Raw genomic sequence first — 26,079 nt, 5'->3', positions numbered from 1 at the left:
TCGGCCGCCCCGCCCCGCTGTGTCAGCTCCTCACACCGCGAGGACGCGGATCGAGGGGTGCTGGACGGTGTTGAGATACAGCTTCTCGCGGGTGTTCTCCTGCTCCAGCTCCAGCTCCAGGACCAGGCGGTAGCGGTACAGGCCGGGCCTCGCGGTGCTCAGGATGGTGCCGGCCCAGTAGTAGTACACCGGGGTGAACTTGTCGCGCATGCGGTCCGGTGCTCCGTAGATCTTCAGCTCCGTGAATATCTTGCGCTCGGCCACGTCCTCCTCGTCCCCGGACTCCGTGTCGAGGAAGACGATGCTGTTGATCTTCGGCATGGGCGGCCAGGTGTTGTCGAGCCGCTTCTCCATGTCGATGGGGCGGATGATCCAGTTGAGGACCTGCCCCTGCTTGCAGACCGTCTGCAGATGGTTGGTGCCCTGCCCGTCGCCGCCGATGCTGTTGTCCACCATCCACATCGAGTCGGCGAGCGAGCCGGTCGCCGTCGCCCGTTCCATGTCGATCAGAGTGACGATGTTGAGCTGGACCGAGTTGAGCTGGCCCGGGTTCTGCTTCTGTTCCAGACCGCTGGTGCGCGGGGCTGTGCTCGTACTCATCGCTCCTCCTGGGCTAGCCGACGAGGCTCGGGGACAGCGGGGTGGTGAGCGCCTCGTCCCGGGAGCCGACCTTGAACTTGATCTGGTACGGGACCGTGCCCGTGGCGTTCTTCTTCACCGTCCCGATCCAGTAGGCGACGTCGGTGCCGGGGTAGACCCTGCGCTCGGGCTCGATCAGGTCGGGGTCGATGACGATGCCGTCGATCGCCAGGTACGCCTCGCACTCCAGGGCGAGCACGCTCCACAGGAGCTGGTCGCCCGCGCGGACGCGGGTGCGCAGCTCCTCGGTGCCGAAGCCGGTGGAGCCGCCGGCCTTGTTGGTGTCGTAGAAGTACAGGTTGCCGTGGAGGCTGCCGGTGGCGAGGGCGCCGACGGCGTCCACCACCGCGGTGATCGAGATGGGGCGCTTGCCGACGTTGGTCTCCAGCCTCTTCCTGGTGGTCATCTGCCGCTCCTCGGCTAGGCGGTGGTCTGCTGCTGCGGGCCGGAACCCGGCGCGTACGCGGAGCCCCGGGCGGACGGCGGGATGGGCAGCAGGCCGAGGCCCGCGCCGGTGAAGCCGTTGACCTTGGGCTGGGTGGTGACCTTGAGCTTGGACTCGCACACCATGTTCACCGGCTCCCAGAGCGACTCGCTGCCCCGCTGCACCAGCCGGTGGAGCTGGATGCGCATCGAGTAGGAGTACGTGCCGGGACGGGAGGAGTCGACGGTCGCGGACCAGTACCAGCCGTCGGTGACCAGGTCCGGCGAGCCGTACTCCGCCGGATACATGATCTTCTCGTCGACGGCCTGCCCGTAGATGTCGGTGATGACCGGGCCCGGGTAGCTGTAGGCGCCCGCGGTGGCGTCGGTGACGACCTCACCGGTGACGTCGAGGACCTTCTGGTTCGAGAGGCGGCCCCGGGTGCGCCGGGTGGTCTTGACGCGGGTGCCGACCGCCTGCCGGATCTTCTGCAGGTCGGCCGCGGGGTCGGCGCCCGCGACGCCGGGCTTGGCGGTGAGCGCGTCGAGCTCCTCCAGGGCCTGGGCGTCGCTCTGCCGGGCCCGGTTCGCCTCGTAGCCGCGCGGCACGGTCGGCGGGATCGAGCCCAGACTGTACGGCAGCCAGTTGAGCACCTGCTCGGTGGCCTGGGAGCCGTCGCGCCAGTAGGCGCCGTGGATGGCGGTGACGAGATCGCCGGTGCCCTGCCCCTCCGAGCCGTGCAGCTTCATGTTGTCGAACAGATAGGTGTTGCCCTGCAAGGTGTTGGTCTCCAGGGCGTTGCCGATGTCCACGAGCACGATGATCGCGAGCTGTTGAGCCATGCTTCACCTCGTCGTTCTGGTCGGTCGCCGGTCGGCCGGTCGCTTCTGAGCCGCTCGCCCCCGCTCACACGCCCATGAGGGCCGGCGAGTCGATGTGGAGCACGCTGTGCGCGCCCTCGTACATCTGCAGTTCCAGGCGGTACTTGTGCGGTGTGCCCGGGGTCAGGGTGGGCGGGACCACACCCGCCCAGTGCGCCAGGTCGAGCGTGTCGCCGTCGCTCTCGGAGGACACGCGCTCCCCCGGCACGGCCTCGTCGCCGTTGTGGCCGAGGAAGGTGATGTTCTTGATCTCGACCGGCGTCTGCAGGTCGACGGCGAGGACGGTCCACTGGACGACCTGGCCGGGACGGACGGCCGTGCACAGGTACGGGGTGCCCTGGCCGGTGCTGTCGTGGTCGCTGTTGTCCATCATGCAGAGGTTGCCGTTGAGCAGGGTCCCTCCGGAGAGGGCGCCGATGACGTCGACCACGGCGACGATGTTGACCTGCGGTTTGTAAGCCACTCGTTCCTCCTGCGGGTGTCTTCGGTGCGGGGACGGGCTCTCAGGTGTGGTCGCGGACCAGCGGCACCTTGCCGACCGCCGTGCGGGCGATGTCGGGCGAGTGGCGGGGCACGAACCTGACCTCCAGGCGGTAGCCGGTCTTCGCGATCGAGGCGGGGTTCGCCTCGCCGTCGTTGAACAGGGACAGGGAGCGCGGCAGGGCGGTGACGAGCACCTTCTGCAGCCCCTCCGCGCCGAGCAGGGAGTCGACGCGGTAGGTCAGGCCGAGCACGTCGTCGACGGCCGCGTACAGGGTGAGGACCCGGTTCTCGCGGTGGTTGGCGAACTGGATCTCGTGGGCCGACTGGTCCAGGTCCACGACACCGGCGGCCTTCAGCTCGTCGCGCAGCGCGCCGTACGCGCGGACCGCGGAGTACTGGCTGTCGTTGAGGTGCAGGATGTCCCCGGTCCGGCCCGCGAACTCGAACTGCATCGCCTTGGGCCCCGTCGGTCCGTCCAGGCGCGGCCTGCGGATCATGCGGTCGCCGAGCTTCAGCCGCAGCAGGGGCGCCTCGTGGGCGTGCAGCCGTGTGACGACCAGTTCGCCCTCCTCGCCCTCGGGCACCCAGTACCCGGCCTCGTCGACGATCTCGATGAAGTGCAGGCCCGGTACGGCGGTCAGGGCGGGGTTCTCCTCGTCGAGCTGGAGCCCGATGGTCTCGGCCTGCGTCGCGGCGAAGTAGCTGAGGATGGTCAGGTTCGGGTAGAGCGCCTTGAGTTCGGCCCGGTTGCGCTGGGCGAGGACACCGCTGCCGTAGAGCGCGACGCGGAAGCTCTCCCTGGCCTGCTGGCTCATGCCCGCGCCCAGTTCGGCGAGGATGGCGATGCCCGCCGAGATGCCCATGAGAGCCTTCGGGCCGCGGTAGGAGAAGAGGTGTTCCAGGACGGGGGCGGTGACGGGTCCGGCGCCGATGTAGTTGACGCCCGGCACGCTCTGGAGCACCCCGCCGACCATGGTGCCGCTGCTCCACATCTGGTAGTCGGCGAGCGTGGTGAGGAGCCACTTGGGGTCACCGCCCGCCAGGTGGTGGGCGAGCTGGTAGGTGCCGAGGAAGCGGCCGGCGACCTCGTAGGTGTCGCGCAGTTCGCGCAGCGAGTACACGGTCTCCAGCGGCTTGCCGGTGGTGGTGCCCCCGCTGGCGACGACCTCGAACCCGCCGCCGCCGTGCGGGACGACGAGCCCCTCCCTGCCGCCCATGAAGAAGTCGCGCTGGGTCTCCTTGTCGGAGAGCGGGATGTGCTGCCACTCCTTGTAGTCCTCCGGCGGCCTGATCACGCCGGCGGCGTCCAGGCGGGCGCGCCAGAGCGGGTTGAGCCGGATGGTGTGGATCATCTGCTGGAGCCTGCGCAGCACCAGGGCGTCCTGGATCTGGTGGGAGATCTCGCTGTACGGCTGTCCGCAGATCCGTTCGCATTCGCGCATCTTCTCGGCGAAGGGTGGAAGGTGCGTCACCGCTTCGGGGGACTGCGGCGCCAGTTCCGCATCCGGAATGAGCCAGTTGACCATGGCGTGGACGTCGGCGGGTGGCGTTGTGGCCGTATACGTGTCCGTCACTGTGCCTTTCCTGCCTTCCGTATCTCGTCGAGCAGCATATGGAAGTGCCCGGTGGTGATCTGATGGTTCATCATGACCACGCGCAGGGCGGCCACTCCGTCAATGTCGACTTTCGATATGAAGAATTGCCCGCGGTGTTTGATCCGGTCCCTTATCTGCACCTGGAATTCGGCCACGTCCTTCTCGGCCAACCATTCCGGCCGATAGCGGAAGCAGAGGATATTCGACTCGGGGTGGTGCACGGTCTCGAAGTCCGGCTGCTCCTCCAGGATCGCGTGGGCGTACCTCGTCAGCCGGCAGAGATATTCGATCTTCTCGGCGAAGAGGGCCGGTCCGTACATCGCCCAGAGCACCCACAGACTCATGATCATGGGGCGCTTCGTGCATTCGAGATTCTTGTCGCCGCTGTCGAGTTCGGTGTACACGGAGGGCTGGGCGTCGAACACATAACTCGCGGTCTGGCGGAACGCGTCCCGGGCGCGGTCCCGGTCCCGGTAGAAGAGGAGCGTGCACGGCGCGGGCACGAACATCATCTTGTGCGCGTCCCAGGCGAGGGAGTCGGCCTGGTCGATGCCGCGCAGTTTGTGGCGCAGGGCGTCGGAGACGAGGAGGCTCGCGCCGTGGGCGCCGTCCACGTGCAGCCACAGGTCGCGTTCGCGGGCGACGGCGGCGAGTTCGTCGAGCGGGTCGAAGGCGCCGACGGGTGTCGTGCCCGCGGACGCGACCAGGCAGAAGACGTGCAGGCCCTGCCGGGCGGCCTCGTCGAGGGCGGGGCGGACCCGGGCGACGTCGATGCGGCGCTCGGCGTCGAGCGGGAGGCGCACGATGCGGTCCTCGCCGATGCCGAGGATGCCGGCGGCCCGCGCGACGCTGTAGTGGACGTCGGCGCCGACCGCGACGGCGGGCCTGGCCGGGCCCGCGAGCTCCGAGCTGCCGCGCGCCCAGACCCCGGGGAAGGCCCTGTTGCGGGCCGTGAGCAGGGCGGTCAGGTTGGCGAGGGAGCCGCCGGAGGTGGTCACCATGGCGAAGGTGCCGGGTTCGTAGCCGATGAACCTGTTCAGCTCCTCGGCCATGATCCGCTCGACGACGTTGGGCAGTTGGCCCGCCTCGTAGAAGGAGGAGGGCTGGTTCACGACGGAGCTGACGAAGTCGATGACGCCGGAGAGCGGGACGACGCCGGAGAACTGCCGGCCCATGTAGCCCGGCGAGTGCACCTGGATGCCGGTCCTGAGGTAGAGGTCGACGATCTCGGCGAGCCGCGCCTCGTCGAACGCGGCGGGCCGCTCGCGCTCCTTGGTCATCAGCGCCCGCGCGGCGCGGGTCAACTGGGCGGGCTCGATCAGCTCCAGGCCGCGGATGGAGAGATCGGCCAGATGCTTCTGCAACTTGGCGAGAACGGATTCGGCGCTTTCCCTGAACAGTTGTACATCGAATGCCTCGATCAACAATCCACTGTGCAACGATTCCGTCACAGGGGCCTCCCTCGCACATTCCCTACCGGCTGCCGGATGGTTCAGGACGCAACGAAATAAGTCGACCTAGGAAGCAGTGAGCGGCACCACCGTAGATCCCCGGGACACGGAAATATACAATTCGCCTTCTACTATCTTGATTTGGCCCGAACGCCCCGCCGGATTGGCAGAGACCTTTGACATGCACACGCACGCGTCGGGCGGCGCATTCAAGGCAACGAGAATTGAGCATTCCGCCGCATATGACAGCGGAACCCGCAGGCGACCGCGCCGCCAGGGGCTGGGAACCCCTCGCGGGGAGGGTTGATTTCCTGCCGGGAAGATGTCGGCCGGGCTCCCGCGCCGGGCGCGCCCCGTTGATCGCGGACCGCCTCGGGCGACGTGCATTCCGGCCATGAACAAGGGCGGCTAGGACACCCATTCGAAATTCAAGCGCTTGCATGCGGAAGGCCCCGGTGAAGTCCACCGGGGCCTTTTGCTGACTTTACGTCAGGCTTTGGCCTAAGCGTGTCCCGCATCTGTCGCGGCCGCAAAGTCCGGGCGGCCGAGTGGTGTCTTGGTGCGTACGGCACCGACCCATTCGGCGGTGGAGGCCACGTAGGCGAAGAACGACTGGAGCACCACGAGGACGGTGTGGTGGATCTGCGCGGCCGACAGGGTCCCCGTCCGGTTGGACAGCGGCAGGGAGCCGGTGGCGTCCGCGAGCACCTCGACGCGGTAGCCGCGGTGCACGGCGTCGCGGGTGGTGGACTCGTCGCAGGTCTGCGTCATGTAGCCGACGATGGTCAGCGTGTCGACGCCCTCCCGGCGCAGCCACGCGTCGAGGTCGGTGCCGGCGAACGACGACGGCAGCGTCTTCTCCACGAGGTGGTCGTACGGCCGGGAGGCCACCACGTCGTGGAGGGCGCAGCCGTGCGTCCCGCGCGCGAACATGGGCGAGCCCGCCGGGGCCGCGTGCTGCACGACCACGACCGGGACGCCTTCCTGCACGGCGGTGTCGATGGCGACGGCGATGTTCCCGAGGCTCTCGGCGAGCGGCGGGAAGGCGATCGGCATGGCGCCCGTGACGTACTCGTTCTGGACGTCGATGACCACGAGGGCACGTTTCATGGTGCGGTCTCCCTTTCGGCAGTCGGTGATTTCTGCGTCTTCGGTGTCCGTGCCTGGTGCGCTGTGCGGGTCGTCACCGGGGTACCCCCGTCGCCCGTACGAACGCCTCGAACAGCGCCTGCTGGGCCGGGTCGTGCGCGGCGGTGTGCTCCGGATGCCATTGCACACCCGCGAACCAGGCGCGGCGGTGCGGGAGTTCGAGCGCCTCGCGGGTGCCGTCGGACGCCTGGGCGCTGACCCTGAGGCCCGCGCCCACCCGGTCGACGCGGCGGTGGTGCAGGCAGGAGGCGGTCACCACCTGCGCGCCCATGCTCGTCTCGAGCAGGGTGGCGGGCTCGACGGTGACCTGGTGGACGAGGTTGTGGTGCTCGCGCCGCCAGCCCGCGAGGTGTTCCTGGAGGGTGCCGCCGAGCGCCACGTTGACGGCCTGGAGGCCGCGGCAGATCGCGAGGAGCGGCAGTTCGGTGCGGAGCACGTGGTGGACGAGGGCCAGGTCGAATCCGTCCTGCTCGGCGTCGGCGTCGTAGGGGGTCCCGTGCGTCCGCGCGCTTCCGTAGCGGCCCGCGGCCAGTTCGCCGCCGCCCGGCAGCAGGACGCCGTCGAAGCGCGTCAAGCGGTCGGCGACGAGCGCGGGGTCGCAACTGCCGTTCGGGGCGTGCGGGTGGAGGGTCACGGGTTCGCCGCCCGCCCGCCAGACGGCTTCGACCAGCGCGCGTCCGACGACCTCGGCGGCGTGGCGCAGCGCGGAGGTGGAGACGGCGAAGCGGGCGGGGATGGCGATGAGGGGACGGGCAGGGGGGACGGGACGGGTCACAGGCATTCCTTGGGGGGAGTTCGACGCAGGGGGTTCAGGTCAAGGGCGGGTCCTCCGGGTGGGCGGAGCGCGCGGGCGTGGGCGTGCCCGGGCGGAGAAGGTGGGCGGCGGCGCCCAGGAGCCAGACCGCGGGGACGGTCAGCGCGAGCCAGGTGGCGGTGGTGCGGTCGCCACCGATGAGGGTGGTCAGGTTGGCCAGGACGAGCCAGATCGCCCCGGCGATGCCGAGGGCGCCGAGCGCGGGTGCGACGGCGGTGTTCCACGGGCGCCGGTCCAGGCGGGCGCGGCGGAAGAAGGCGACGACGGAGACGGACGTCAGGAAGTACAGGAGCATGATCGCGAGGACGGCGACGCCGCTGAACCAGGAGAACAAGGTGACGACCGGGTCCTTGTGCGCCAGGGCGAACGGGACGACGAGGAGCACCGCGACGGCCGTCTGGACGACGCCCGCGGCCCAGGGCGCGCCGCGCCGGTTGAGGCCGCTCAGGGCGTGCGGGAGGCGGCGTTCGCGGCCCAGGGCGAAGAGGTAGCGGTTGGCGGAGTTGTGGAAGGCGAGGATGCCCGCGAAGAGGGAGGTGGCGAGGAGGACGGGCAGCAGGTCGCCCGCCCAGCCGCCGAAGAGGTCCTCGATCGGGGCGAAGACGAACGCCGAGGAGTCGCCGTTCGCCAGAGCCTTGTTCGCGGCGTCGCTGGCGTGCGAGGCGCCGTGGGCGGAGATCACCATCCAGGAGGTGAGGGCGAAGAAGGCGGTGATCAGCGTGATGGAGAGGTAGGTGGCGCGGGGCACGGTCCGGTGCGGTTCGCGGGCCTCCTCGCCGTAGATGGCGGTGGCCTCGAAGCCGAACATCGAGGCGACGGCGAACATCATGGCCACGCCGGGCGCGCCGTCGAGGGCGGCGGACGGCGAGAAGCTGTCGGTGAGGCCGAGCCCCTCGGGGCCACCGCCCCGCACGAGGGTGACCAGGGCGAACGCCAGCAGGATGCTGGTCTCGGCGAGGACGAACACGGTGAGGACCCGCGCACCCATGTCGATGCCGGACACACCGAGCACCTGCACGACCGCCATGGTGAGCAGGGACCACACCCACCACGGCCAGGCGAGGCCCGCGTGGATGTCGAGGAGGTGGGCGACGGTCGCCCCGTACAGGCCGTACATGGCGGCCTGGATCGTGCAGTACGCGAAGAGGGCGACGGCGGCGCTCCCCGTGCCCGCCGCCCGGCCGAGCCCCGCGCCGATGTAGGTGTAGAACGCGCCGGGGTCGACCACGTAGCGGCTCATCGCGACGAAGCCGACGGAGAACAGCAGGACGACGGCGCCCGCGGCGACATAGGAGGCCGGGACCCCCGGTCCGTTGCCGAGCGCGACGGAGAGCGGCACGGCGCCCGCGATGCCGGTCAGCGGGGCCTGCGCGGACAGGACGAGGAAGAGGACGCCGACGACGCCGAGCGCGTCGCGCCGCAGGCGGCGCTCGGTCCCGGTTGCGGGGTGTTGCGGGGTCTGGGCCGACATCCCGGCTCCTCGGTGGTCGGTGGGGCACCGGACACGACCGGAAGTTCGTTTGATGCCAAACAACATAGGTGAGCCGTCGGGTGGGGTCAATCCCCGCCGTATCGCGCCGAGTTGGGCCACGGGGCTTGCTAAGGGCCCGCGGAGTTCCTACGGTCGGACCTATCGTTTGGCATCAAACAACAAGCGGTGGGTGTCCGAGGAGGCAGCGGTGAGCGCACACGATCCCACTCAGCTCCGCCGGCACACCGAGCGGCTCCTCGAAGCCGGGATCGACGTCGTCCGGGTGGTCTACCCCGACCTGCTCGGCACCGACCGCGCCCGCGACGTGCTGCTCGACCACCTGCCGACGGCCTGCGCGCACGGGCTCGCCTTCTGCCGCGCCGTCTACCACACCACCCCGCGCGGCGACGTGGTCCCGGTCACCGGTGGCCTCGACGCCGGCCTGCCCGACATGGTCGTCCGGCCCGACCTGGAGACCCTGGCCCCGCTGCCCTGGGAGCCCGGCGTCGCCTCCTGCCTGGGCGACGTCACCGACGCGCGGACCGGGGCGCCCGCCGCCGAGTCCCCGCGCGACCTGCTGCGCACGGTGCTCGCGCGCTGCGCGGAGCACGGCCTCGCCCCGGTGGCCGGGCCCGAGCTGGAGTACTTCCTGTGCGACCCCGGGCCCGGCGGGGCGGACGACTGGCGCCGCTACTCCACCGCCACCGGCGCCGTCTACACGGCCGGGCTGCGCGCCGACCCGGACAACCATCTGCTGCGTGTCCTGCGCCCGCTGCGCGATCTCGGCATCGGCGTCACCACCGGCAACCACGAGTTCGACGGGGCGCAGTTCGAGATCAACCTGCGCCACAGCGAGGCGCTCGACGCTGCCGACCGGGCGTTCCGCCTCAAGTCCGCCGTCAAGGAACTCGCCCGCAAGGAGGGCAGGCTCGCCACCTTCATGGCCAAGCCCTTCAACGACGCGGGCGGCTCCGGCTTCCACCTCCACCTGTCGTCCGCGGGCGGCGACGGCGCCAACGCCTTCGACGACCCGGCGGGCGCCTACGGCCTCTCCGCCACCGCGCGCCACGCCGTCGCCGGACTGCTCGCGCACGCCCCGGCGCTCGCCGCGCTGCTCAACCCCACCGTCAACTCCTACAAGCGGTTCGGCCCCGACACCCTCGCGCCCTGGCTGATCGACTGGGGCCTGGACAACCGCAGCGCCATGGTGCGCGTGCCGCCCGAGCGCGGGGCGGGCGCCCGGCTCGAACTCCGGCTCGGGGACGCCTCCGCCAACCCGTACCTGCTGATCGCGGGCGCGTGCGCGGCGGCCCTGCTCGGCGTCGCCGACGCGGCCGAACCGCCCGCACCGCTCGAAGGGTACGGGTACGACACCGCGCGGGCGGCGCTGCTCCCGATGAGCCTGCCCGACGCGCTCGACGCCCTGGAGGCGGACACCGGCCTCACCCGCCTCCTCGGCAAGGACTTCACCGCCGCCTACGTCACGTACAAGCGCGACGAGGTGGCCCGCTTCCACCACCACGTCACCGACTGGGAGTTCGCCGAGTACGCCGACCACCTGTGATCCCGGGAACCAAGGAGGGCCCTCGATGACGGCACCCGCCCAGGTCGAGCCGCTGCCCCTCGACGCGGTCGACCTCACCGACCTCGACCGCTTCACCGACGGCAGCGCGCCGTGGCGCATGTTCCACACCCTGCGCCACGAGGACCCGGTGCACTGGCAGCCCGAGGCCGCGCCCAACTCCGGGTTCTGGGCGGTGACCCGCCACCGTGACATCGTCGCCGTCGACCGCGACCCGGAGACGTTCACCTCGACGCGGTTCGTCAACCTCGAGGAGGTCGACGACGACCAGATCGCCAAGCGCGCCTCCATCCTGGAGCTGGACGGCGTCCGCCACCGCGCGCTGCGCGCCCTGCTTCAACGGCAGTTCGGGCACAGCGTCATCAGCCGCTACACCGACTTCCTGCGCGGCCTGACCGCCCGCACCCTGGACGCGGCGCTCCCCCTCGGCACCTTCGACTTCGTCCGGCACGTCGCCGCCGACTTCCCCATCAACGTCCTCGCCCGGCTCCTCGACGTACCGCCCGGGGACAACCGGCAGCTCATCGACTGGGGCAACCGGCTCATCGGCAACACCGACCCCGACTACGCCGACGTCCTCCTCTCCGACCCCGACAGCGAGCGCTACCGCGACCTGCCCTTCCGCTCCCCCGCCGCCACCGAGGTCTTCGCCTACGGGCGTGAACTGGCCCGGCAGCGCCGCGGCAAGGACGGCGACGACCTGGTCTCCCGGCTCGTCAACCAGACCCCGCGCGACGGCGTGCCGCTGACCGCGCAGGACTTCGACAACTACTTCCTGCTCCTGGTCGTCGCGGGCAACGAGACGACACGCCACGCCATCAGCCACTCCATGCTCGCCCTCACCGAACACCCCGACCAGCTCGACCTGCTGCGCCGTGAGCCCGCGCTGATCCCGGCCGCCGTGGAGGAGTTCCTGCGCTGGGCCTCGCCCGTCTACCACTTCCGCCGCACCGCGACCCGCGACACCGAGCTCGGCGGCACCCACATCAAGCAGGGCGACAAGGTCGTCATGTGGTACGCCTCCGGCAACCGGGACGAGGACGTGTTCCCCGACCCGTACGCGTTCGACGTGCGCCGCACCCCGAACGACCACGTCACCTTCGGCAAGACCAGCCCGCACCTGTGCCTGGGCAACCTGCTCGCCCGCACCGAGATCCGCATCATGTTCGAGGAGCTGATTCCACGCCTCGCCGACGTCCGTCTGAGCGGCCCGGTCCGCCGGGTCCGCTCCAACTTCGTGAACGGCGTCAAAGAGCTGCCCGTGACGGTGACGCTCACCTGACCGCCCTGGATGCGCGGCCCGTGACGGGGGCGGGCCGCGCGGGCACACTTCCGTATGATGCGGTGCTCAACGAACTGACACGCGAGGAGCGCCCGTGCCCAGCCAGCGGTCCATCAGCCAGGCGGAGCGGCTCGCCGCGGCGAAACTCGGCGGCATCCCCGTACGGCGGGAGCAGATGGCGGCCGTGGCCAACATCTACCGCGCCGCGTCCGCCGTCCGCCAGCACCTGGAGAACTCCGTGCTGCGCGGCTCGGACCTGACCTGGACCGGCTTCGTGGTCCTGTGGGTCGTCTGGGTGTGGGGCGAGTCCGAGACCCGGCACGTCGCCGAGGAGGCGGGCATCTCCAAGGGCACGCTGACCGGCGTCTCCCGCACGCTCGAATCACGCGGGCTGCTGCGGCGCACCGGGCACCCCAGCGACGGGCGGCTGGTGCTGCTCGGCCTCACCGAGGAGGGTGAGGAGTTCATGCGCGAGGTGTTCCCCGCGTTCAACGAGGAGGAAGCCTTCGTCACCTCCCGGCTGAGCGACGACGAGTGCCGGGGCCTCGCCGACGGCCTGCGGCGCGTGGTGCAGCAGGTCGAGGAGGAGGGCGAGGACCGGCGCCGTGCCCTCCTCAACGGCGCCGCCCCCACCCCGCGCCGCAGCGGCCGCCGGGCCCGGGGCTGACTCAGCAGTCCACATCGGCCTTGCGCAGATGGCCGTGGAGCTGCCCTGCGTCACTCGAAAGCTGCCACATCCGCGGGTCCGGCGACGTACCCACGTTGACGGACTGGCCACGGTGGGCGGACCCGACCGTCGCGGACGACGGGTCGCTCCGGGCATGGATCGCCGCATCCTTGTTGGCGACGCAGACGGCGCCCGCGTGCGCGGAGCCCGCCAGTGTCAGCGGTGCGAGCAGGGCGAATCGGCTCGGTCGTGCGCTCTTCATGCGGCTTCCTCCTGGTCGGGTACGGCGGCGCCCCGGTGAGCCCGCCGGTCCGGGGCCGCTGTCCCGGCACACCGCCACTTGGCGCAGGCCGAGTGGCCGCGCGGGGCTGTCGCGTCGATCGTGGTCGACACCGCCCCCGCCCGTTAAGTCGACGAGACCCCCGGCCCACGTCACCGCAGACCGGCACCCGTACAGAAGGCCCCACGCCCATGGACGCAGCCTCTTTCAGACGCGACGCGCGCGCCCGCCTGGAGCTGCGGGCGATCCAGGCGCTGCTCGACTCCCAGCGGCGGCGCATCCAGGCGTACACGGAGTTGCGGGGGCCCTCGGCGCGGGTCCGCGACAGCGCTCCCGAGCCGCCCGCGGACCCGTCCACGCCGTCCGTGCAGGAGGTGCTGGACGCGGTGCCGCTGCCCGCGCTCCTCGTCGCGCCCGTCCTCGGCCCCGACGGCGGGCTCCGGGACGTCTTCTACCTGGGGCAGAACGCCGCCTGCCGCGCCTACGGGGCGAGCCGGGTCCCGGACGCGAAGCTGCCGCGCTGGTCCGGCCCGCTCCCCCTGTTCGAGCACCTTCCCTCGCTCGCGGGCACCGCCGTGCCCGCGATGCTGGAGCGCGCCCACCGCGAACGGACGCCGCAGGGCCCCGAGACGGTGGAGTGGCTGATCGAGACGGCCGAGGGGCCGGTCCGGCTCAACGACGAGGTGCGGGCGGCCCCCTGCGGCGACCACCTGCTGCTCACCTGGCAGCGCGGGCACCGCCTGCGGATGGCGGAGGCCGCCCAGCAACTGGTGCGGACCTGCTGGGCGGAGTGGAACCTCGGGGACCTGCACGTCGAGCCGTCCCACGGCTTCCGCGACGTTCTCGGGCTCACCGACCGCACGTCCGTGCCGACCCTCTCCGGCCTCGCGGAGATCGTCACGCCGGAGAGCCTGCCCCGGCTCTACCAGCTCCTGTACGACGTCATCCTGCGCAAACGCAAGACGGAGTGCGAGCTGCGCCTCACCGGCTCCGTGGCGCGGGTCTTCCGGATGGCCGCCGAACCGGTGCGGATCGCCCCCGGCAGCCTGGTGTGGGCGGTGCGGGCGGTGCTCATCGACGTCACCGCCGAACGCCGGCGGCGCGAGAGCGCGGAGAGCGCCGCCCGCGAGGCCCACCGGCAGCTCGAACGCGCGGAGGCCGTCACGGAGGTCGCCGAGGTCCTGCGCGACGCCGTCCTGCCCCATTTCCAGGACGAACTCGCCGCCTACGGGCTCGACGCGGCGGCCGTGTACCGGCCCGACGCCCGCGAGGCCCGGGTCGGCGGCGACTGGTACAAGGCCCGCAAGACGCCCGACGGGCACCCCCTGATCGCGCTCGGCGACGCGCGCGGACACGGCCTGGAGGCGGCCACGCTCATGGCCAAGCTCCGCTACGCGCTCGCCGGGCTCGCCTACACCGAGCAGCCCGTCGAACGCCTCACGCACTGGCTCAACGAGGTGGCCTGCGCCGACGGCAACGAGTCGACGGCCACGGCGATCATCGCCCGCTACCACCCCGAACGCGCCCTGCTGCGCTGGACGTGCGCCGGGCATCCGTGCCCCGTCCTGCTGCGGGACGGCCGCGCCACGAAGCTGCCGGACCCCGAGGGCGGCCCGGGGCTCACGCTCGGCGTCCTGTGCGACACGGAGTACACCGCCGCCACCGCCACCCTGCGCACCGGTGACATCGTCCTCATGTACTCGGACGGCCTCACCGAGCGGCGGGACTCCGACCCCGACCTCGACACCCGGCGCTTCCTCGCCGCCGCCGAGGACTGCATGGCCGAGGCGGCGCCCGGAGCCGGGCACGCCGCGCTCCAGGACTACGCGGAGCGGCTCGTCACCCGCCTCGACGGACCGCACCGCACGGACGACGCGACACTGCTCGCCCTGCGCATCATCGGCACCGCCCCACCTGCCCGTTCCTAGGCCGCGCCGCCGCCGCTCGGGGCGTGGCTCAGGTCGACGACGCAGAAGACGTTGTCGTCGGGGTCGGCGAGGACGACGAAGTCCGGGTCGGGCGGGTAGGAGTCCCAGTCGACGGCCCGGGCGCCGAGCCCGATGAGCCGCTCCACCTCCGCCCGCTGCTCCTCCGCCGACTCCACGAAGAGGTCGAGGTGGAGCCGGGGGCGGGGTTCGGCGGGCGAGGCGCTGACCATCAGCCCGAGCGCCCGCCCGGAACCGTCGGCGTGGTGCAGGGTCCGCCAGGTGTCGCTCGCCCACTCCCCGGTGTCGACCAGGGGCAGCGCCCGTGTCCAGAAGTCCACCGCGCGGGGCAGGTCCGTGACGCCGATGACGGGATATCCGAGTCGCAGCATGCGGGGAGCCTACGGGGTGCGGTGCGCTACCGCGCGTCGGGCTGCGGGGAGTCCAGGGAGTCGTTGCGGGTCTCGTAGATGGCGCTCACCCGCACCAGTTCGTCACCGCTGAGACCGCTCAGCAGGTCTCTGTCGGTGAGGAGTTCCTCCCGCTCGGCGACCAGCTGCGCGAGGCGTTCCGGGTCGGGGTCGGCAGTGCTCCCCAGCCGCTCGATCCGGTCCGCGTAGCGCGCCAGCAGGCTGTCCAGCGCCATCTCGGCCCGCGCGAGGCGAGCCGGGCGCTCCTCTTCTTCGGCCACGTCCGTGCGCTCCTTCGTCACCGGCCCGCCGCCTCAGCCGGCGTGGGCGTGTCGGCGGGCCTTGCGACGGGACTTGAGCAGGGCGGCGCGTTCGGTCTCCGAGGTGCCGCCCCACACGCCGCTCGTCTGCTTGGTCTCCAGGGCCCACTCCAGGCACTGGGACATGACCGGGCACCGGTGGCACACCGCCTTGGCGTCGTGCTCGTCCTGGAGGGCGGGCCCGCTGCCGCCCACCGGGAAGAACAGCTCCGGGTCCTCCCACACGCACGCCGCCCGCCGCAGCCACTCCATCTCGTCCATCTCTGCCTCCTCATGGGTGTCGGAAGCAGCGCGGGTACCCACAACCCCACGGACCACAACCGCCCGTGCGGCCCGGGATCAGTTCTCGGCGTCGGCGTCCGCGTCATCGTCCCGGTCGGTGTCCGCGGTGAAGGTGACCTCGGCGCCGTCGATGATCCGCGCGCCCATGTTCCTGCGCATCATCTCCAGCGCCGCCTCGGCGAGTTCGGGGTGGATGTGGGCGACGGCGTCACGGACCACCGTCACGTCCAGATGGCGGATGTGGGCGTCGAGCGCCGAGTACAGCACGCACTGCTCGGTGACCTGCCCGGTCAGGATGACCTGCTCCACCCCCAGCTCCCACAGCAGATACGTCAGCGGGGTCTCGTAGAAGATCGAGTGCCGGGCCTTCACGACGAACAGGGCGTCGTCGTCCGGCCGGACCGGGTCGACCAGCTCCGCGTGCGGCCCGTCGAGCGCCGCGTCCACGAGGGCGCCCTGGTGGGAGCGCCACTGCCCGAAGTTGTCGTTCACGTAGATCACGGGTGCGTCGTGCTCGCGCGCCGCGCGGATCAGGTCGGCCACCACCGGCACGATCTTGCGGGCCGAGGGCAGGAGCGCGTCCGCGTCCGGATGGTCGTACGTGTTGATCATGTCGATGACGATCAGGGCGCACGGCCGCTTCTCCATGGTTCCTCCGGGCATGACACGACCTTCTTTCCATTTGCGCGGCGGTGAGCCGTCCTCCATCAGGCTGGGCACACGTGTGACGCACGCGCCACACGGCCACCGGTGCCGACGGTCGCCCCGAGTACCCCGCTGCGGCCCGGGCGATGCACCCGGGCGCGCACCACGTGCGCCGGCCATCGGCGCAGGTCACGATGGAGAAAGGTGCGGGAAAAGAGTGAGTGGCGGTGAGATGTGTGGGAACGCGTGGAGGGCGGGCCGCCACGACACGCCCCGTGGACGGCCGCAGCCGCACCGCCCGACGACGCCCGCCGACACGGCTTTGGAGCACTCGATGACCATGGTCGACCACGACGCCCCGGCCCTGACCGCCGACGAGCTGCGCGAGGTGGACGCCCACTGGCGCGCCGCGAACTATCTGGCGGTCGGCCAGATCTACCTCATGTCCAACCCCCTGCTGCGCGAGCCGCTGCGGCCCGAGCACGTGAAGCCGCGCCTCCTCGGCCACTGGGGCACCTCCCCCGGCCTCAACCTCGTGTACACGCACCTGAACCGGGTCATCAAGAAGCGTGAGCTGGAGGCGCTGTGCGTGTGGGGGCCGGGGCACGGCGGCCCGGCCGTCCTCGCGGGCGCCTGGCTGGAGGGCAGCTACAGCGAGATCTACCCGGACGTCGCCCGTGACGCCTCGGGCATGGCGCGCCTGTTCAAGCAGTTCTCCTTCCCCGGCGGCGTCCCCAGCCACGTGGCGCCGGAGGTGCCGGGCTCCATCCACGAGGGCGGCGAGCTGGGCTACTCCCTCGCCCACGCCTACGGCGCCGCGTTCGACCATCCGAACCTGCTCGTCGCCTGTGTCGTCGGCGACGGCGAGGCGGAGACGGGCCCGCTCGCCGCGTCCTGGCACTCGGGCCGCTTCCTCGACCCCGTGAACGACGGCGCCGTCCTGCCGATCCTGCACCTCAACGGCTACAAGATCGCCAACCCGACGGTCCTCGCCCGGATGCCGCACGACGAGCTCGACGCCCTGCTGCGCGGCTACGGCCACCTCCCGCTGTACGTGGAGGGCGACGACCCGGCCCAGGTCCACCAGGCCCTCGCGGGCGCCATGGACCAGGCGCTCGACCTCATCACCGACCACCAGCGGGCCGCCAGGACCGGTGAGGCGGCGGGCCCCGTGCGCTGGCCCATGATCGTGCTGCGCACCCCCAAGGGCTGGACGGGCCCCGCCGAGGTCGACGGCAAGCCCGTGGAGAACACCTGGCGCGCCCATCAGGTGCCGCTCCCCGAGGTCCGCGAGAACCCGGAGCACCTCGCCCAGCTGGAGCGCTGGCTGCGGTCGTACCGGCCCGCGGAGCTGTTCGACGACGACGGCCGCCCGAGCGACGCCGTCCTCGCCTGCGTCCCCGAGGGCACGCGGCGCCTCGGCTCCACGCCGTACGCCAACGGCGGCGTGCGGCTGCGCGCCCTGCCGCTGCCGCCGCTCGAGGACTTCGCGGTGCCCGTGGAGAAACCGGGCGCCACACTGCACTCCCCCACCGGGCTCCTCGGCGAGTACCTGGAGCGCCTCATGGCGGACACGGCACGGGAGCGCAACTTCCGTCTCGTCGGCCCGGACGAGACGGCCTCCAACCGCTTGCAGGCCGTGTACGGGGCGAGCGGCAAGACGTGGCAGGAGGGTCTGCTGCCGGTCGACGAGAACCTGGACCCGCACGGCCGTGTCATGGAGGTGCTCTCCGAGCACATGTGCCAGGGCTGGCTCGAGGGGTACCTCCTCACCGGGCGGCACGGCCTGTTCTCCTGCTACGAGGCGTTCGTCCACATCGTCGACTCGATGGTCAACCAGCACATCAAGTGGCTGAAGACCTCCCGCGAACTGCCGTGGCGGGCCCCCGTCGCCTCGCTCAACTACCTGCTCAGCTCACACGTGTGGCGCCAGGACCACAACGGTTTCTCGCACCAGGACCCGGGCTTCATCGACCACGTGCTCAACAAGAGCCCGCAGGTCGTCCAGGTGTTCCTGCCGCCGGACGCCAACACGCTGCTGACCGTGGCGGAGAACGCGCTGCGCAGCCGCGACCACGTCAACGTCGTCGTCGCGGGCAAGAACCCCGGACCCGACTGGCTCTCCCTCGACCAGGCGCGCGCACATGTCGCGCGCGGCGCCGGGGTGTGGGACTGGGCGGGCACGGAGAGCGGTGAGGGCCCCGACGTGGTCCTCGCCTGCGCCGGTGACATCCCCACGCAGGAGATCCTGGCGGCGGCCGCCCTGCTGCGCCGGCACCTGCCGGAGCTGGCCGTGCGGGTCGTGAACGTCGTCGACATGACCACGCTGCTGCCGTCCACGGAGCATCCGAACGGCATGCGCGACGCCGAGTACGAGGGCCTGTTCACCGCCGACAAGCCGGTCATCTTCGGCTACCACGGCTATCCGTGGCTCATCCACCGCCTCACCTACAAGCGGGCGGGCCACGACAACCTGCACGTCCGCGGCTACAAGGAGTCCGGCACCACGACCACCCCGTTCGACATGGTGGTCCGCAACGACCTGGACCGGTTCCGCCTGGTCATGGACGTCATCGACCGGGTGCCCGGTCTCGCCGTCAAGGCGGCGGCGACCCGGCAGGAGATGGCGGACGCCCGTACCCGGCACCACCGCTGGATCCGGGAGCACGGCACGGACATGCCGGAGATCACGGAGTGGCAGTGGTCCGACTGAGCGGCGACGGCACGGCGGGGCGGCGGCACGGCCGGTCGGAGACGGTCGAGGAGAAGGCCGACCGGCAGTGGGCGGAGCTGGTCCAGGAGCTGCGTGTCGCCCTGACGGGTGTGCAGATCCTCTTCGGGTTCCTGCTCACTGTGGTGTTCACGCCGCGCTTCCCCGGCCTGTCCGACACCGACCGCGGCATCTACATCACCACGGTCATCCTCGGGTCCGCGGCGACGGGCGCCCTGATCGGACCCGTCGCCGTCCACCGGCAGGTCGCCGGGCGGCGGATCAAACCGCAGGCGGTGCTCTGGGCCTCCCGGCTGACCTTCACCGGCCTCGTCCTGCTGGTGTGCACGCTGACGTCGGCGCTGCTCCTGATCCTCCGGGTGGCCATGCACGACTCGCTCGTACCGGCGCTGGTGGCGGTGGTCCTCGCCTGGTACCTGCTCTGCTGGTTCGTCCTGCCCGCCTGGGTCCGCAGGCGGCACACCGAGGCGAACGAGGAAGAAACCAACGCGGAACACGCGTGATCCCTACGCGACAACTCGCACAACCCCTACTCGACATGGAGGTGACATCGTGCAGATCGGCTACACGATGATGACCGAACAGGCCGGTCCCCGGGACCTGGTGCGGCACGTCGTGGCCGCGGAGGAGGCGGGCTTCGACTTCTCCGTCACGTCCGACCACTACTCCCCCTGGCTGGCCGAACAGGGCCACTCGCCCTACGCCTGGGCCGTGCTCGGCGCCGCCGCGCAGGCGACGTCGCGGATCCCGCTCATGACGTACGTGACCTGCCCGACCACCCGCTACCACCCCGCGGTGATCGCGCAGAAGGCCGCCACGCTGCAACTGCTCTCGGAGGGCCGCTTCCGGCTCGGGCTCGGCTCGGGCGAGAACCTCAACGAGCACGTCGTGGGCGGCGGCTGGCCCGCGCCCGGCGTCCGCCTGGAGAAGTTCGAGGAGGCCGTCGGCATCATCCGGGCCCTGTTCGACGGCAAGGAACTGACCCATCGCGGCCGCCACTTCGAGGTCGACCGGGCCCGCCTGTGGGACCTGCCCGACGCCCCGCCGCCGATCGGTGTCGCCGTGTCGGGGCCGGTCTCCTGCGCGCTCGCGGGCCGCGTCGCCGACCTGGCCATCGCCACCGAGCCGCGCGGCGAGCTGCTGGACGCCTTCGACCGCGCGGGCGGCGCGGGCAAGCCCCGCGTCGGCCAGCTCCCCGTCTGCTACGACCCCGACCGGGAGGCCGCCGTCAAGCGGGCCCACGAGCAGTTCCGCTGGTTCGCGGGCGGCTGGCGGGTCAACGCCGAGCTGCCGCACCCGGTCTCGTTCGCCGGGGCCACCGAACTGGTCTCGCCCGAAGATGTCGCCAAGTCGATCCCCTGCGGCGACGACGTCTCGGAGTTCGTCGAGGCCGTACGGCCCTACGCGGAGGCGGGGTTCACCGAGGTCGCCCTCGTGCAGATCGGCGGCGACCACCAGGACGCCTTCTTCCCCTGGGCACAGAACGAACTCCTGCCCGCACTGCGGGCAGCCCTGTGACCCGGCCCCTCCCCCAGCCCCACCCTCAGATCCAGGAGATGTTCATGACCGACGCCGACCGCACTCTCGTCACCGTCAACCTCAGCAACTGCGCGGAGCAGGACGCCCAGCGGGTCCTGTCCTACCTGACCTCGGTCTTCTCCGACCAGGCGCCCACCGACAACGGGCCCGACTCCGACGCCGAGCCCACCACGGTGTGGACCGCGCAGCTCGACGTCAGCGCGGGCTCCTCGTCCTCCGGGAACAGCGCCGAGCCGATCGAGGGCGAGGTCACCGTCGGCGCCCAGGGCGTCCCGCACGAGGTCAACGCCGTCCGCAAGGCCCTGGCCGAGGCGTACGACCTCAAGGACGCGGGGTCCGCCTCCGGCGACCAGGAGCTCGACAGCCAGTTCACGCTCTCTCCGCGCTGACGCACCCCGTCACCACGGTTCACCGGGCCCGCCGCTCATGCTCCTCCAAGCGTGCGCGCTGCGGGCCCACCGTGTACTTCGGGTCCTCGGCGGAGGCGACGCCCGCCTGGAAGATGCCGAAGCGCGTACAGGCCGAGCCCGCGAGCAGGGCGAGGCCCGAGGCGATCGCGGCCGGGCGGCTGCGCCCCAGGAGGGCCGCGCCGGCCGCACCCGTGAGGGTGAGCGCCTGCGCGGTGCGCAGCAGCGTGCCCGCCCTGCCCTGCCGGTAGGTCTCGGCGACCGGGCCGAGCCGCCGCTCGGCCGCCTTCATGGCCGCGGTGTCCGCGAGCGCGGCGATCGTGGCCGCGCAGCGGGCGGGCGCGTTCTCGTGCGTCGGTGCGACGACGAGTGCCATGCCGGAGGCCGCCGCCGTCGCCGACGCCGTGAAGAGGTAGGGCAGTTCGCGGTGGGCGCCGTGCCATGCGGGCACGGCGGTGTCGGCGGCGAGGACCGCGGTGTAGGAGGCGACCATCGGCCCGAGGAGGGCCGCCGCGCCGGTGGCGACGGCGCCCGCCCGGGGCAGGCGGCCGGTGACGGCGCTGGCCGCGGCGGCCCCGGCGGCGGGCCCGTAGGCGCTCAGCAGCCAGGAGCCCATGCTCATGGGCGAGGTCGGCTTGAAGACGCGGAGCATGTTCACGAACCGCGCCGGGCGGCCCAGGTCGTGGACGAGGGCCGCCGCCGACAGCGAGATCGTGGCGAGCGAGGAGACTTTGAGGGCGATCTCGGTCCGCCTGCGGCCGGTGCACTGGGCCCCCGCGGCGAACACCGAGCCCGCCCCGGCGAGACCGCCGAGGAAGAAGTACCCGGCGATGTCGCGCGCCTCCCAGGACGGCGGCTTGATGACCGGGCGCCCGTAGTACGAGTCGAACTCGGCCCTCTCCACCATCAACTGCTCGCCCTTGCGGCCCTTGCGGCCTTTGCGGCGGGGCTCCGCCGCGCGGTCCTGCGTCGTCATCGCTGCCTCCTGGCCGCCATCGCGAAGGACGCCGCGATGCCGCCGAGCAGCGCGAGCGCCGCCCCGCCCGCGTGCTTCCACATCGTCGGCAGATCACGGGTGGTGACGACGGGGTCCGGGGGCAGCCCGTACACCTCGGGGCGGTCCAGGAGCAGGAAGAACGCCCCGTCACCGCCCACTCCGTCGTCGGGGTCGTTTCCGTACAGGTGTGCCTGGTCCACACCCGCCTTGTGCAGTTCGTCGACGCGGAGCGCCGCCCGTTCGCGGAGTTCGTCGAGCGGCCCGAACTGGATGGAGTCCGTCGGGCACGCCTTGGCGCAGGCGGGTTCCTGGCCCGCGCCGAGCCGGTCGTAGCACATGGTGCACTTGAAGACGCGGCCGTCGGCGGGGCGCTGCTCGATGACGCCATAGGGGCAGGCGGGCACGCAGTAGCCGCAGCCGTTGCACACGTCCTCCTGGACGACGACGGTCCCGAACTCGGTGCGGAACAACGCACCCGTCGGACACACGTCGAGACACGCGGCGTGGGTGCAGTGTTTGCACACGTCGGACGACATCAGCCAGCGCATGTCGGCGCCGGGCTTCTGCTCCCCGGAGGCGACCGACCCCTCCTCCAGCAACGGCAGTTGTGTGCGGCCCTCCGGCGCGGGTTGCTCGATGAAGGCGACGTGGCGCCAGGTGGAGGCGCCGAGCGCCTGCGTGTTGTCGTACGACATGCCGGTCAGCGACAGGCCGTCCTCGGGGATGGCGTTCCACTCCTTGCACGCCACCTCGCAGGCTTTGCAACCGATGCACACGGAGGTGTCGGTGAAGAAGCCGACCCGCTCCTGGCCCGTGCCGGTGCTCGTGTCCTGGCTCATGCGCGGGTCTCCGTCCCGGTGGTCTCGGTGATGCCCGCACGGCGTCGGTACGCGGCGACCAGGCGCGGCAGTTCGGGTCCGCGGGGGCGGCGACCCGGCCTGATGTCGGCGGTGAGCGCCTTGACCTCCTGGATGTGCGCGTTGGGGTCGAGCGTGATGTGGGCGAGTTCGTTGGCGGCGTCGCCGGTGACGACGCCGTTGGGCCCCCAGTGGAAGGGCAAACCGATCTGGTGGACGGTGCGGCCCCGCACGGTCAGCGACTTGATGCGGTCGGTGACCATGACGCGCGCCTCGATGGCGTTGCGCGCGGTGACGATGGTGGCCCAGCCGCCGTGCTCCAGGGAGCGTTCGGCGGCGAGCTCCGGGGAGAGTTCGCAGAACAGCTCGGGTTGCAGTTCGGACAGGTAGGGGGACCAGCGGCTCATGCCGCCCGCCGTGAAGTGCTCGGTGAGCCGGTGGGTGGTGAGGATGTACGGGTAGACGTCGGCGCCGGGCTCATCGCCGCTCGGGTGGTAGCGGTTGCCCTCGCGCGGCATGGCCTTGCGGACCGGGGAGCGCGGGGTGCTCGGGTAGAGGGCGTTGCCGAAGGGCGAGTCCTGCGGTTCGTAGTGCGCGGGCAGCGGGCCGTCCTCCAGGCCGGCGGGCGCGTACAGCCAGCCCTTGCCGTCGGCCTGCATGATGAACGGGTCGTCGCCGCGCAGCGCGTCGGGTCCGCTAGCGTCGTCCTCGGGCACGTGGTCGGGGGCGCGGTCGGGGACGAAGTCGGGGATGTCGTAGCCGGTCCAGCGTCCCGCGTCGGCGTCCCACCAGATGTGGGCCTTGCGTTCGCTCCACGGGGTGCCGTCGGGGGCGGCGGAGGCCCGGTTGTAGAGGATGCGCCGGTTGGCGGGCCAGGCCCAGGCCCATTCGGCGGCCACCCAGTCCTGTTCCTGGTGCGGCTTCTTGCGGGCGGCCTGGTTGACGCCGTCGGCGTAGACGCCGCAGTAGATCCAGCAGCCGCAGCTCGTCGAGCCGTCGTCCTTCAGCTCGGTGTAGGCGGTGAGGGGGGCGCCGTCGGGGCCGTGGCCGTTGATCTCGGCGAGGACGTGCGCGGCGACCGGCTCCTGGAGCGGGCCCTCCACGGGATAGTCCCAGGCGAGGTCGAGCACCGGGCGGTCCATGGGGTCGGTGGAACCGGCGAGGCGCTCCTTGATGCGCCGGCCCAGGTGGTACATGAACCACAGGTCGCTGCGGGCGTCACCGCCGGGTTCGACGGCGGCGTGGTGCCACTGGACCCAGCGGTTGGTGTTGGTGAAGGAGCCGGACTTCTCGGTGTGCGCGGCGGCGGGGAAGAAGAAGACCTCGGTGGCGATGTCCTCGGTGCGCAGCTCCCCGGTCTGGATCTCGGGGCCGTCCTGCCACCAGGTGGCGGACTCGATGAGCGAGAAGTCCCGGACGACGAGCCAGTCGAGGTTCGCCATGCCGAGCCGCTGCAGGCGGGTGTTGGCCGAGCCGACGGCGGGGTTCTCCCCCATCAGGAAGTAGCCCTTGCACTCGCCGTCGAGCTGCGACATCACCGTCTCGTAGGTGGCGTGCGAGCCGGTCAGGCGCGGCAGGTGGTCGAAGCAGAAGTCGTTGTCCGCGGTCGCCGCGTCCCCGTAGTACGCCTTGAGCAGGCTCACGAAGTAGGACCGCATCTCGGCCCAGAAGCCCTTCTCGGTGCGGGACGTCGCGATGAAGTTCTCCAGGCTCATCTCCTTGTGCGCGTGCGGCATCGGGAGGTAGCCCGGGAGCAGGTTGTAGAGGGTGGGGATGTCGCTGGAGCCCTGGATGGAGGCGTGGCCGCGCAGCGCCTGGATGCCGCCGCCGGGCCGTCCGATGTTGCCGAGGAGGAGCTGGAGGATGGAGGCGGCACGGATGTTCTGGGAGCCGGTGGAGTGCTGGGTCCAGCCGACCGCGTAGACGAGGCAACTGGTGCGGTCGCGCCCGGAGTTGGCGGTGAGCGCGTCGCACACCTTCAGGAACGTGTCGCGCGGGACGCCGCACACCTCCTCGACCATCTCGGGGGTGTAGCGGGCGAAGTGCCGCTTGAGGATCTGGTACACGCAGCGAGGGTGTTGCAGCGTCGGGTCGCTGGGGGCGTCGGGGCGGGTGCGGGCGCCGCCGGAGCCGTGGGTCTCGGAGCGGCCCGCGGAGCCGATGCGGTCCTCGTACTGCCGGTCGACGTCGCCGGTCGGCTGCTGCAACTGGGCGCCCTCGTACTGCCAGCTGTGCGGGTCGTACTGCGGCTTGTCCTCGTCGAGCCCGGAGAAGACGCCGTCGAGGTCCTCGGTGTCCTGGAAGTCCTCGCTGACCAGCGTCGCCGCGTTGGTGTAGTGGAGGACGTACTCGCGGAAGTCCTTCTCCTCGGTCAGGACGTGGTTGATGATCCCGCCGAGGAACGCGATGTCGCTGCCCGCCCGCAGCGGGACGTGGAGGTCGGCGAGGGCGCTCGTCCGGGTGAAGCGGGGGTCCACATGGATGACGGTCGCGCCGCGCGCCTTGGCCTCCATCACCCACTGGAAGCCCACGGGGTGGGCCTCGGCGTAGTTGGAGCCCTGGATGACGATGCAGTCGGAGTGCTGCTGGTCCTGCATGAACGTCGTGGCGCCGCCGCGGCCGAACGAGGTGCCGAGCCCGGAGACGGTGGAGCTGTGGCAGACCCGCGCCTGGTTCTCCACCTGGACGACGCCGAGACCCGTCAGCAACTTCTTGATCAGGTAGTTCTCCTCGTTGTCCAGGGTGGCGCCGCCGAGGCTCGCGATGCCCATGGTGCGGTTGGTACGGGCGCCGTCCCTCTCCCACTCCCAGGTCTCGCGCCGGGTGCGGATCACCCGTTCGGCCACCATGTCCATGGCGGTCTCCAGGTCGAGCGGTTCCCAGTCGGTGCCGTGGGGGCGCCGGTAGAGCACCTGGTGGTGGCGGGCCGGGCCGGTCGTGAGCTGGAGCGTCGCGGAGCCCTTCGGGCAGAGCCGCCCTCGGCTGACCGGGGACGCCGGGTCGCCCTCGATCTGGACGACCTTCTCGTCCTTCACGTACACCTGCTGGCCGCAGCCGACGGCGCAGTACGGGCAGATGGACTGCGTCACCCGGTCGGCGCTGTCGGTGCGCGCCCGCAGGTTCGCCGTGTGGGCCGACTTGGCGGCACTCCCCCGGCCGAGTGGGTCGTCACCGGTCACCTGCCGGTAGACGGGCCAGCTTCGGAATCGGTCGGTGACACCCATGGGGACTCCTAGGCGGGGGCGGGA

Annotated in this window: 25 protein-coding genes; 8 read left to right on the top strand and 17 right to left on the bottom strand. The window is 71.5% G+C overall.

Going from position 1 to position 26,079, the window contains the following annotated elements; genetic code table 11:
* Positions 1-30: 30 nt before the first annotated feature.
* The 9 genes from ABZ877_RS00630 to ABZ877_RS00590 all read right to left on the bottom strand — a co-directional run bounded on the left by ABZ877_RS00630 (position 31) and on the right by ABZ877_RS00590 (position 8,907).
* Entirely contained in the window at positions 31-600 is a 570-nt protein-coding gene (locus ABZ877_RS00630) for a hypothetical protein (RefSeq protein WP_361061940.1), read from the bottom strand.
* A 13-nt stretch (positions 601-613) separates the two neighbouring features.
* The gene (locus ABZ877_RS00625) at positions 614-1,045 is read right to left on the bottom strand and encodes a hypothetical protein (protein ID WP_361061937.1); all 432 of its coding nucleotides are present in this window, start codon (positions 1,043-1,045) and stop codon (positions 614-616) included.
* Positions 1,046-1,059: 14 nt separating this feature from the next.
* Positions 1,060-1,905: a hypothetical protein gene (locus ABZ877_RS00620; protein WP_361061934.1), complete on the bottom strand. Its 846-nt coding sequence runs from the start codon at positions 1,903-1,905 to the stop codon at positions 1,060-1,062.
* Between the two features lie 64 nt (positions 1,906-1,969).
* Positions 1,970-2,407, bottom strand: a complete 438-nt coding sequence (locus tag ABZ877_RS00615) for a hypothetical protein (protein WP_361061931.1) — start codon at positions 2,405-2,407, stop codon at positions 1,970-1,972.
* A 40-nt stretch (positions 2,408-2,447) separates the two neighbouring features.
* Complete coding sequence (locus ABZ877_RS00610; protein ID WP_361061928.1) at positions 2,448-4,001, bottom strand: hypothetical protein; 1,554 nt, start codon at positions 3,999-4,001, stop codon at positions 2,448-2,450.
* Positions 3,998-5,446, bottom strand: a complete 1,449-nt coding sequence (locus tag ABZ877_RS00605; RefSeq protein WP_361061925.1) for a pyridoxal-dependent decarboxylase — start codon at positions 5,444-5,446, stop codon at positions 3,998-4,000. The genes ABZ877_RS00610 and ABZ877_RS00605 overlap by 4 nt, the downstream gene beginning before the upstream one ends.
* A gap of 528 nt (positions 5,447-5,974) precedes the next feature.
* Positions 5,975-6,583: a cysteine hydrolase family protein gene (locus tag ABZ877_RS00600; RefSeq protein WP_361061922.1), complete on the bottom strand. Its 609-nt coding sequence runs from the start codon at positions 6,581-6,583 to the stop codon at positions 5,975-5,977.
* 73 nt (positions 6,584-6,656) lie between these two features.
* A complete protein-coding gene (locus ABZ877_RS00595; protein WP_361061919.1) occupies positions 6,657-7,397 on the bottom strand; it encodes a gamma-glutamyl-gamma-aminobutyrate hydrolase family protein in 741 nt (246 codons plus the stop codon).
* A gap of 34 nt (positions 7,398-7,431) precedes the next feature.
* Entirely contained in the window at positions 7,432-8,907 is a 1,476-nt protein-coding gene (locus tag ABZ877_RS00590) for an APC family permease (protein ID WP_361061916.1), read from the bottom strand.
* Positions 8,908-9,115: 208 nt separating this feature from the next.
* Here ABZ877_RS00590 and ABZ877_RS00585 point away from each other — a divergent pair, with 208 nt between their 5' ends.
* The 3 genes from ABZ877_RS00585 (at position 9,116) to ABZ877_RS00575 (ending at position 12,438) form a co-directional block, all read left to right on the top strand.
* Positions 9,116-10,471 (top strand): glutamine synthetase family protein, encoded by a 1,356-nt coding sequence (locus ABZ877_RS00585; RefSeq protein ID WP_361061913.1) that lies wholly within the window; start codon positions 9,116-9,118, stop codon positions 10,469-10,471.
* 25 nt (positions 10,472-10,496) lie between these two features.
* A complete protein-coding gene (locus ABZ877_RS00580) occupies positions 10,497-11,771 on the top strand; it encodes a cytochrome P450 (RefSeq protein WP_361061910.1) in 1,275 nt (424 codons plus the stop codon).
* 94 nt (positions 11,772-11,865) lie between these two features.
* Complete coding sequence (locus tag ABZ877_RS00575; RefSeq protein ID WP_361061907.1) at positions 11,866-12,438, top strand: MarR family transcriptional regulator; 573 nt, start codon at positions 11,866-11,868, stop codon at positions 12,436-12,438.
* 1 nt (position 12,439) lies between these two features.
* On the opposite strand, the gene ABZ877_RS00570 is transcribed toward ABZ877_RS00575, so the two are convergent.
* Positions 12,440-12,700, bottom strand: coding sequence for a hypothetical protein (locus ABZ877_RS00570; RefSeq protein ID WP_361061904.1), 261 nt, complete (start codon positions 12,698-12,700; stop codon positions 12,440-12,442).
* 209 nt (positions 12,701-12,909) lie between these two features.
* Between ABZ877_RS00570 and ABZ877_RS00565 the strand changes: the two genes are divergently transcribed.
* Entirely contained in the window at positions 12,910-14,646 is a 1,737-nt protein-coding gene (locus ABZ877_RS00565; protein ID WP_361061901.1) for a PP2C family protein-serine/threonine phosphatase, read from the top strand.
* On the opposite strand, the gene ABZ877_RS00560 is transcribed toward ABZ877_RS00565, so the two are convergent.
* The 4 genes from ABZ877_RS00560 to ABZ877_RS00545 form a co-directional block, all read right to left on the bottom strand.
* Positions 14,643-15,035 carry a VOC family protein gene (locus ABZ877_RS00560; RefSeq protein WP_361061898.1) on the bottom strand — a complete coding sequence of 131 codons (393 nt, stop codon included), beginning with the start codon at positions 15,033-15,035 and terminating at the stop codon, positions 14,643-14,645. The two genes, ABZ877_RS00565 and ABZ877_RS00560, sit on opposite strands and share 4 nt — an antisense overlap.
* Positions 15,036-15,061: 26 nt before the next feature.
* Positions 15,062-15,334, bottom strand: coding sequence for a hypothetical protein (locus tag ABZ877_RS00555; protein WP_361061895.1), 273 nt, complete (start codon positions 15,332-15,334; stop codon positions 15,062-15,064).
* 33 nt (positions 15,335-15,367) lie between these two features.
* On the bottom strand, positions 15,368-15,625 hold the full coding sequence (locus ABZ877_RS00550; protein WP_361062835.1) for a WhiB family transcriptional regulator: 258 nt from the start codon (positions 15,623-15,625) through the stop codon (positions 15,368-15,370).
* A gap of 87 nt (positions 15,626-15,712) precedes the next feature.
* Positions 15,713-16,318, bottom strand: a complete 606-nt coding sequence (locus ABZ877_RS00545) for an isochorismatase family cysteine hydrolase (RefSeq protein WP_361061892.1) — start codon at positions 16,316-16,318, stop codon at positions 15,713-15,715.
* 316 nt (positions 16,319-16,634) lie between these two features.
* Here ABZ877_RS00545 and ABZ877_RS00540 point away from each other — a divergent pair, with 316 nt between their 5' ends.
* Genes ABZ877_RS00540 through ABZ877_RS00525 form a run of 4 tightly spaced genes read left to right on the top strand, consistent with a single transcriptional unit; the run spans position 16,635 to position 20,959 of the window.
* Positions 16,635-19,013, top strand: coding sequence for a phosphoketolase family protein (locus tag ABZ877_RS00540; RefSeq protein ID WP_361061889.1), 2,379 nt, complete (start codon positions 16,635-16,637; stop codon positions 19,011-19,013).
* Entirely contained in the window at positions 19,010-19,534 is a 525-nt protein-coding gene (locus tag ABZ877_RS00535; RefSeq protein ID WP_361062832.1) for a DUF6328 family protein, read from the top strand. The genes ABZ877_RS00540 and ABZ877_RS00535 overlap by 4 nt, the downstream gene beginning before the upstream one ends.
* Before the next feature lie 46 nt (positions 19,535-19,580).
* Positions 19,581-20,549 carry an LLM class F420-dependent oxidoreductase gene (locus ABZ877_RS00530; protein WP_361062829.1) on the top strand — a complete coding sequence of 323 codons (969 nt, stop codon included), beginning with the start codon at positions 19,581-19,583 and terminating at the stop codon, positions 20,547-20,549.
* A gap of 44 nt (positions 20,550-20,593) precedes the next feature.
* Entirely contained in the window at positions 20,594-20,959 is a 366-nt protein-coding gene (locus ABZ877_RS00525; protein WP_361061886.1) for a hypothetical protein, read from the top strand.
* A gap of 19 nt (positions 20,960-20,978) precedes the next feature.
* Here the strand turns inward: ABZ877_RS00525 and nrfD are convergent, their stop codons facing one another.
* Genes nrfD through fdh form a run of 3 tightly spaced genes read right to left on the bottom strand, consistent with a single transcriptional unit; the run spans position 20,979 to position 26,055 of the window.
* On the bottom strand, positions 20,979-21,953 hold the full coding sequence (gene nrfD / locus ABZ877_RS00520) for an NrfD/PsrC family molybdoenzyme membrane anchor subunit (protein WP_361061882.1): 975 nt from the start codon (positions 21,951-21,953) through the stop codon (positions 20,979-20,981).
* The gene (locus ABZ877_RS00515) at positions 21,950-22,813 is read right to left on the bottom strand and encodes a 4Fe-4S dicluster domain-containing protein (protein WP_361061879.1); all 864 of its coding nucleotides are present in this window, start codon (positions 22,811-22,813) and stop codon (positions 21,950-21,952) included. The genes nrfD and ABZ877_RS00515 overlap by 4 nt, the downstream gene beginning before the upstream one ends.
* Positions 22,810-26,055, bottom strand: coding sequence for a formate dehydrogenase (gene fdh / locus ABZ877_RS00510; RefSeq protein WP_361061875.1), 3,246 nt, complete (start codon positions 26,053-26,055; stop codon positions 22,810-22,812). The genes ABZ877_RS00515 and fdh overlap by 4 nt, the downstream gene beginning before the upstream one ends.
* Positions 26,056-26,079: the final 24 nt, after the last annotated feature.

This window comes from Streptomyces sp. NPDC046939 (genome assembly GCF_040644575.1).
Lineage (GTDB): Bacteria > Actinomycetota > Actinomycetes > Streptomycetales > Streptomycetaceae > Streptomyces.
This window is presented reverse-complemented; position numbering and strand designations above follow the sequence as displayed.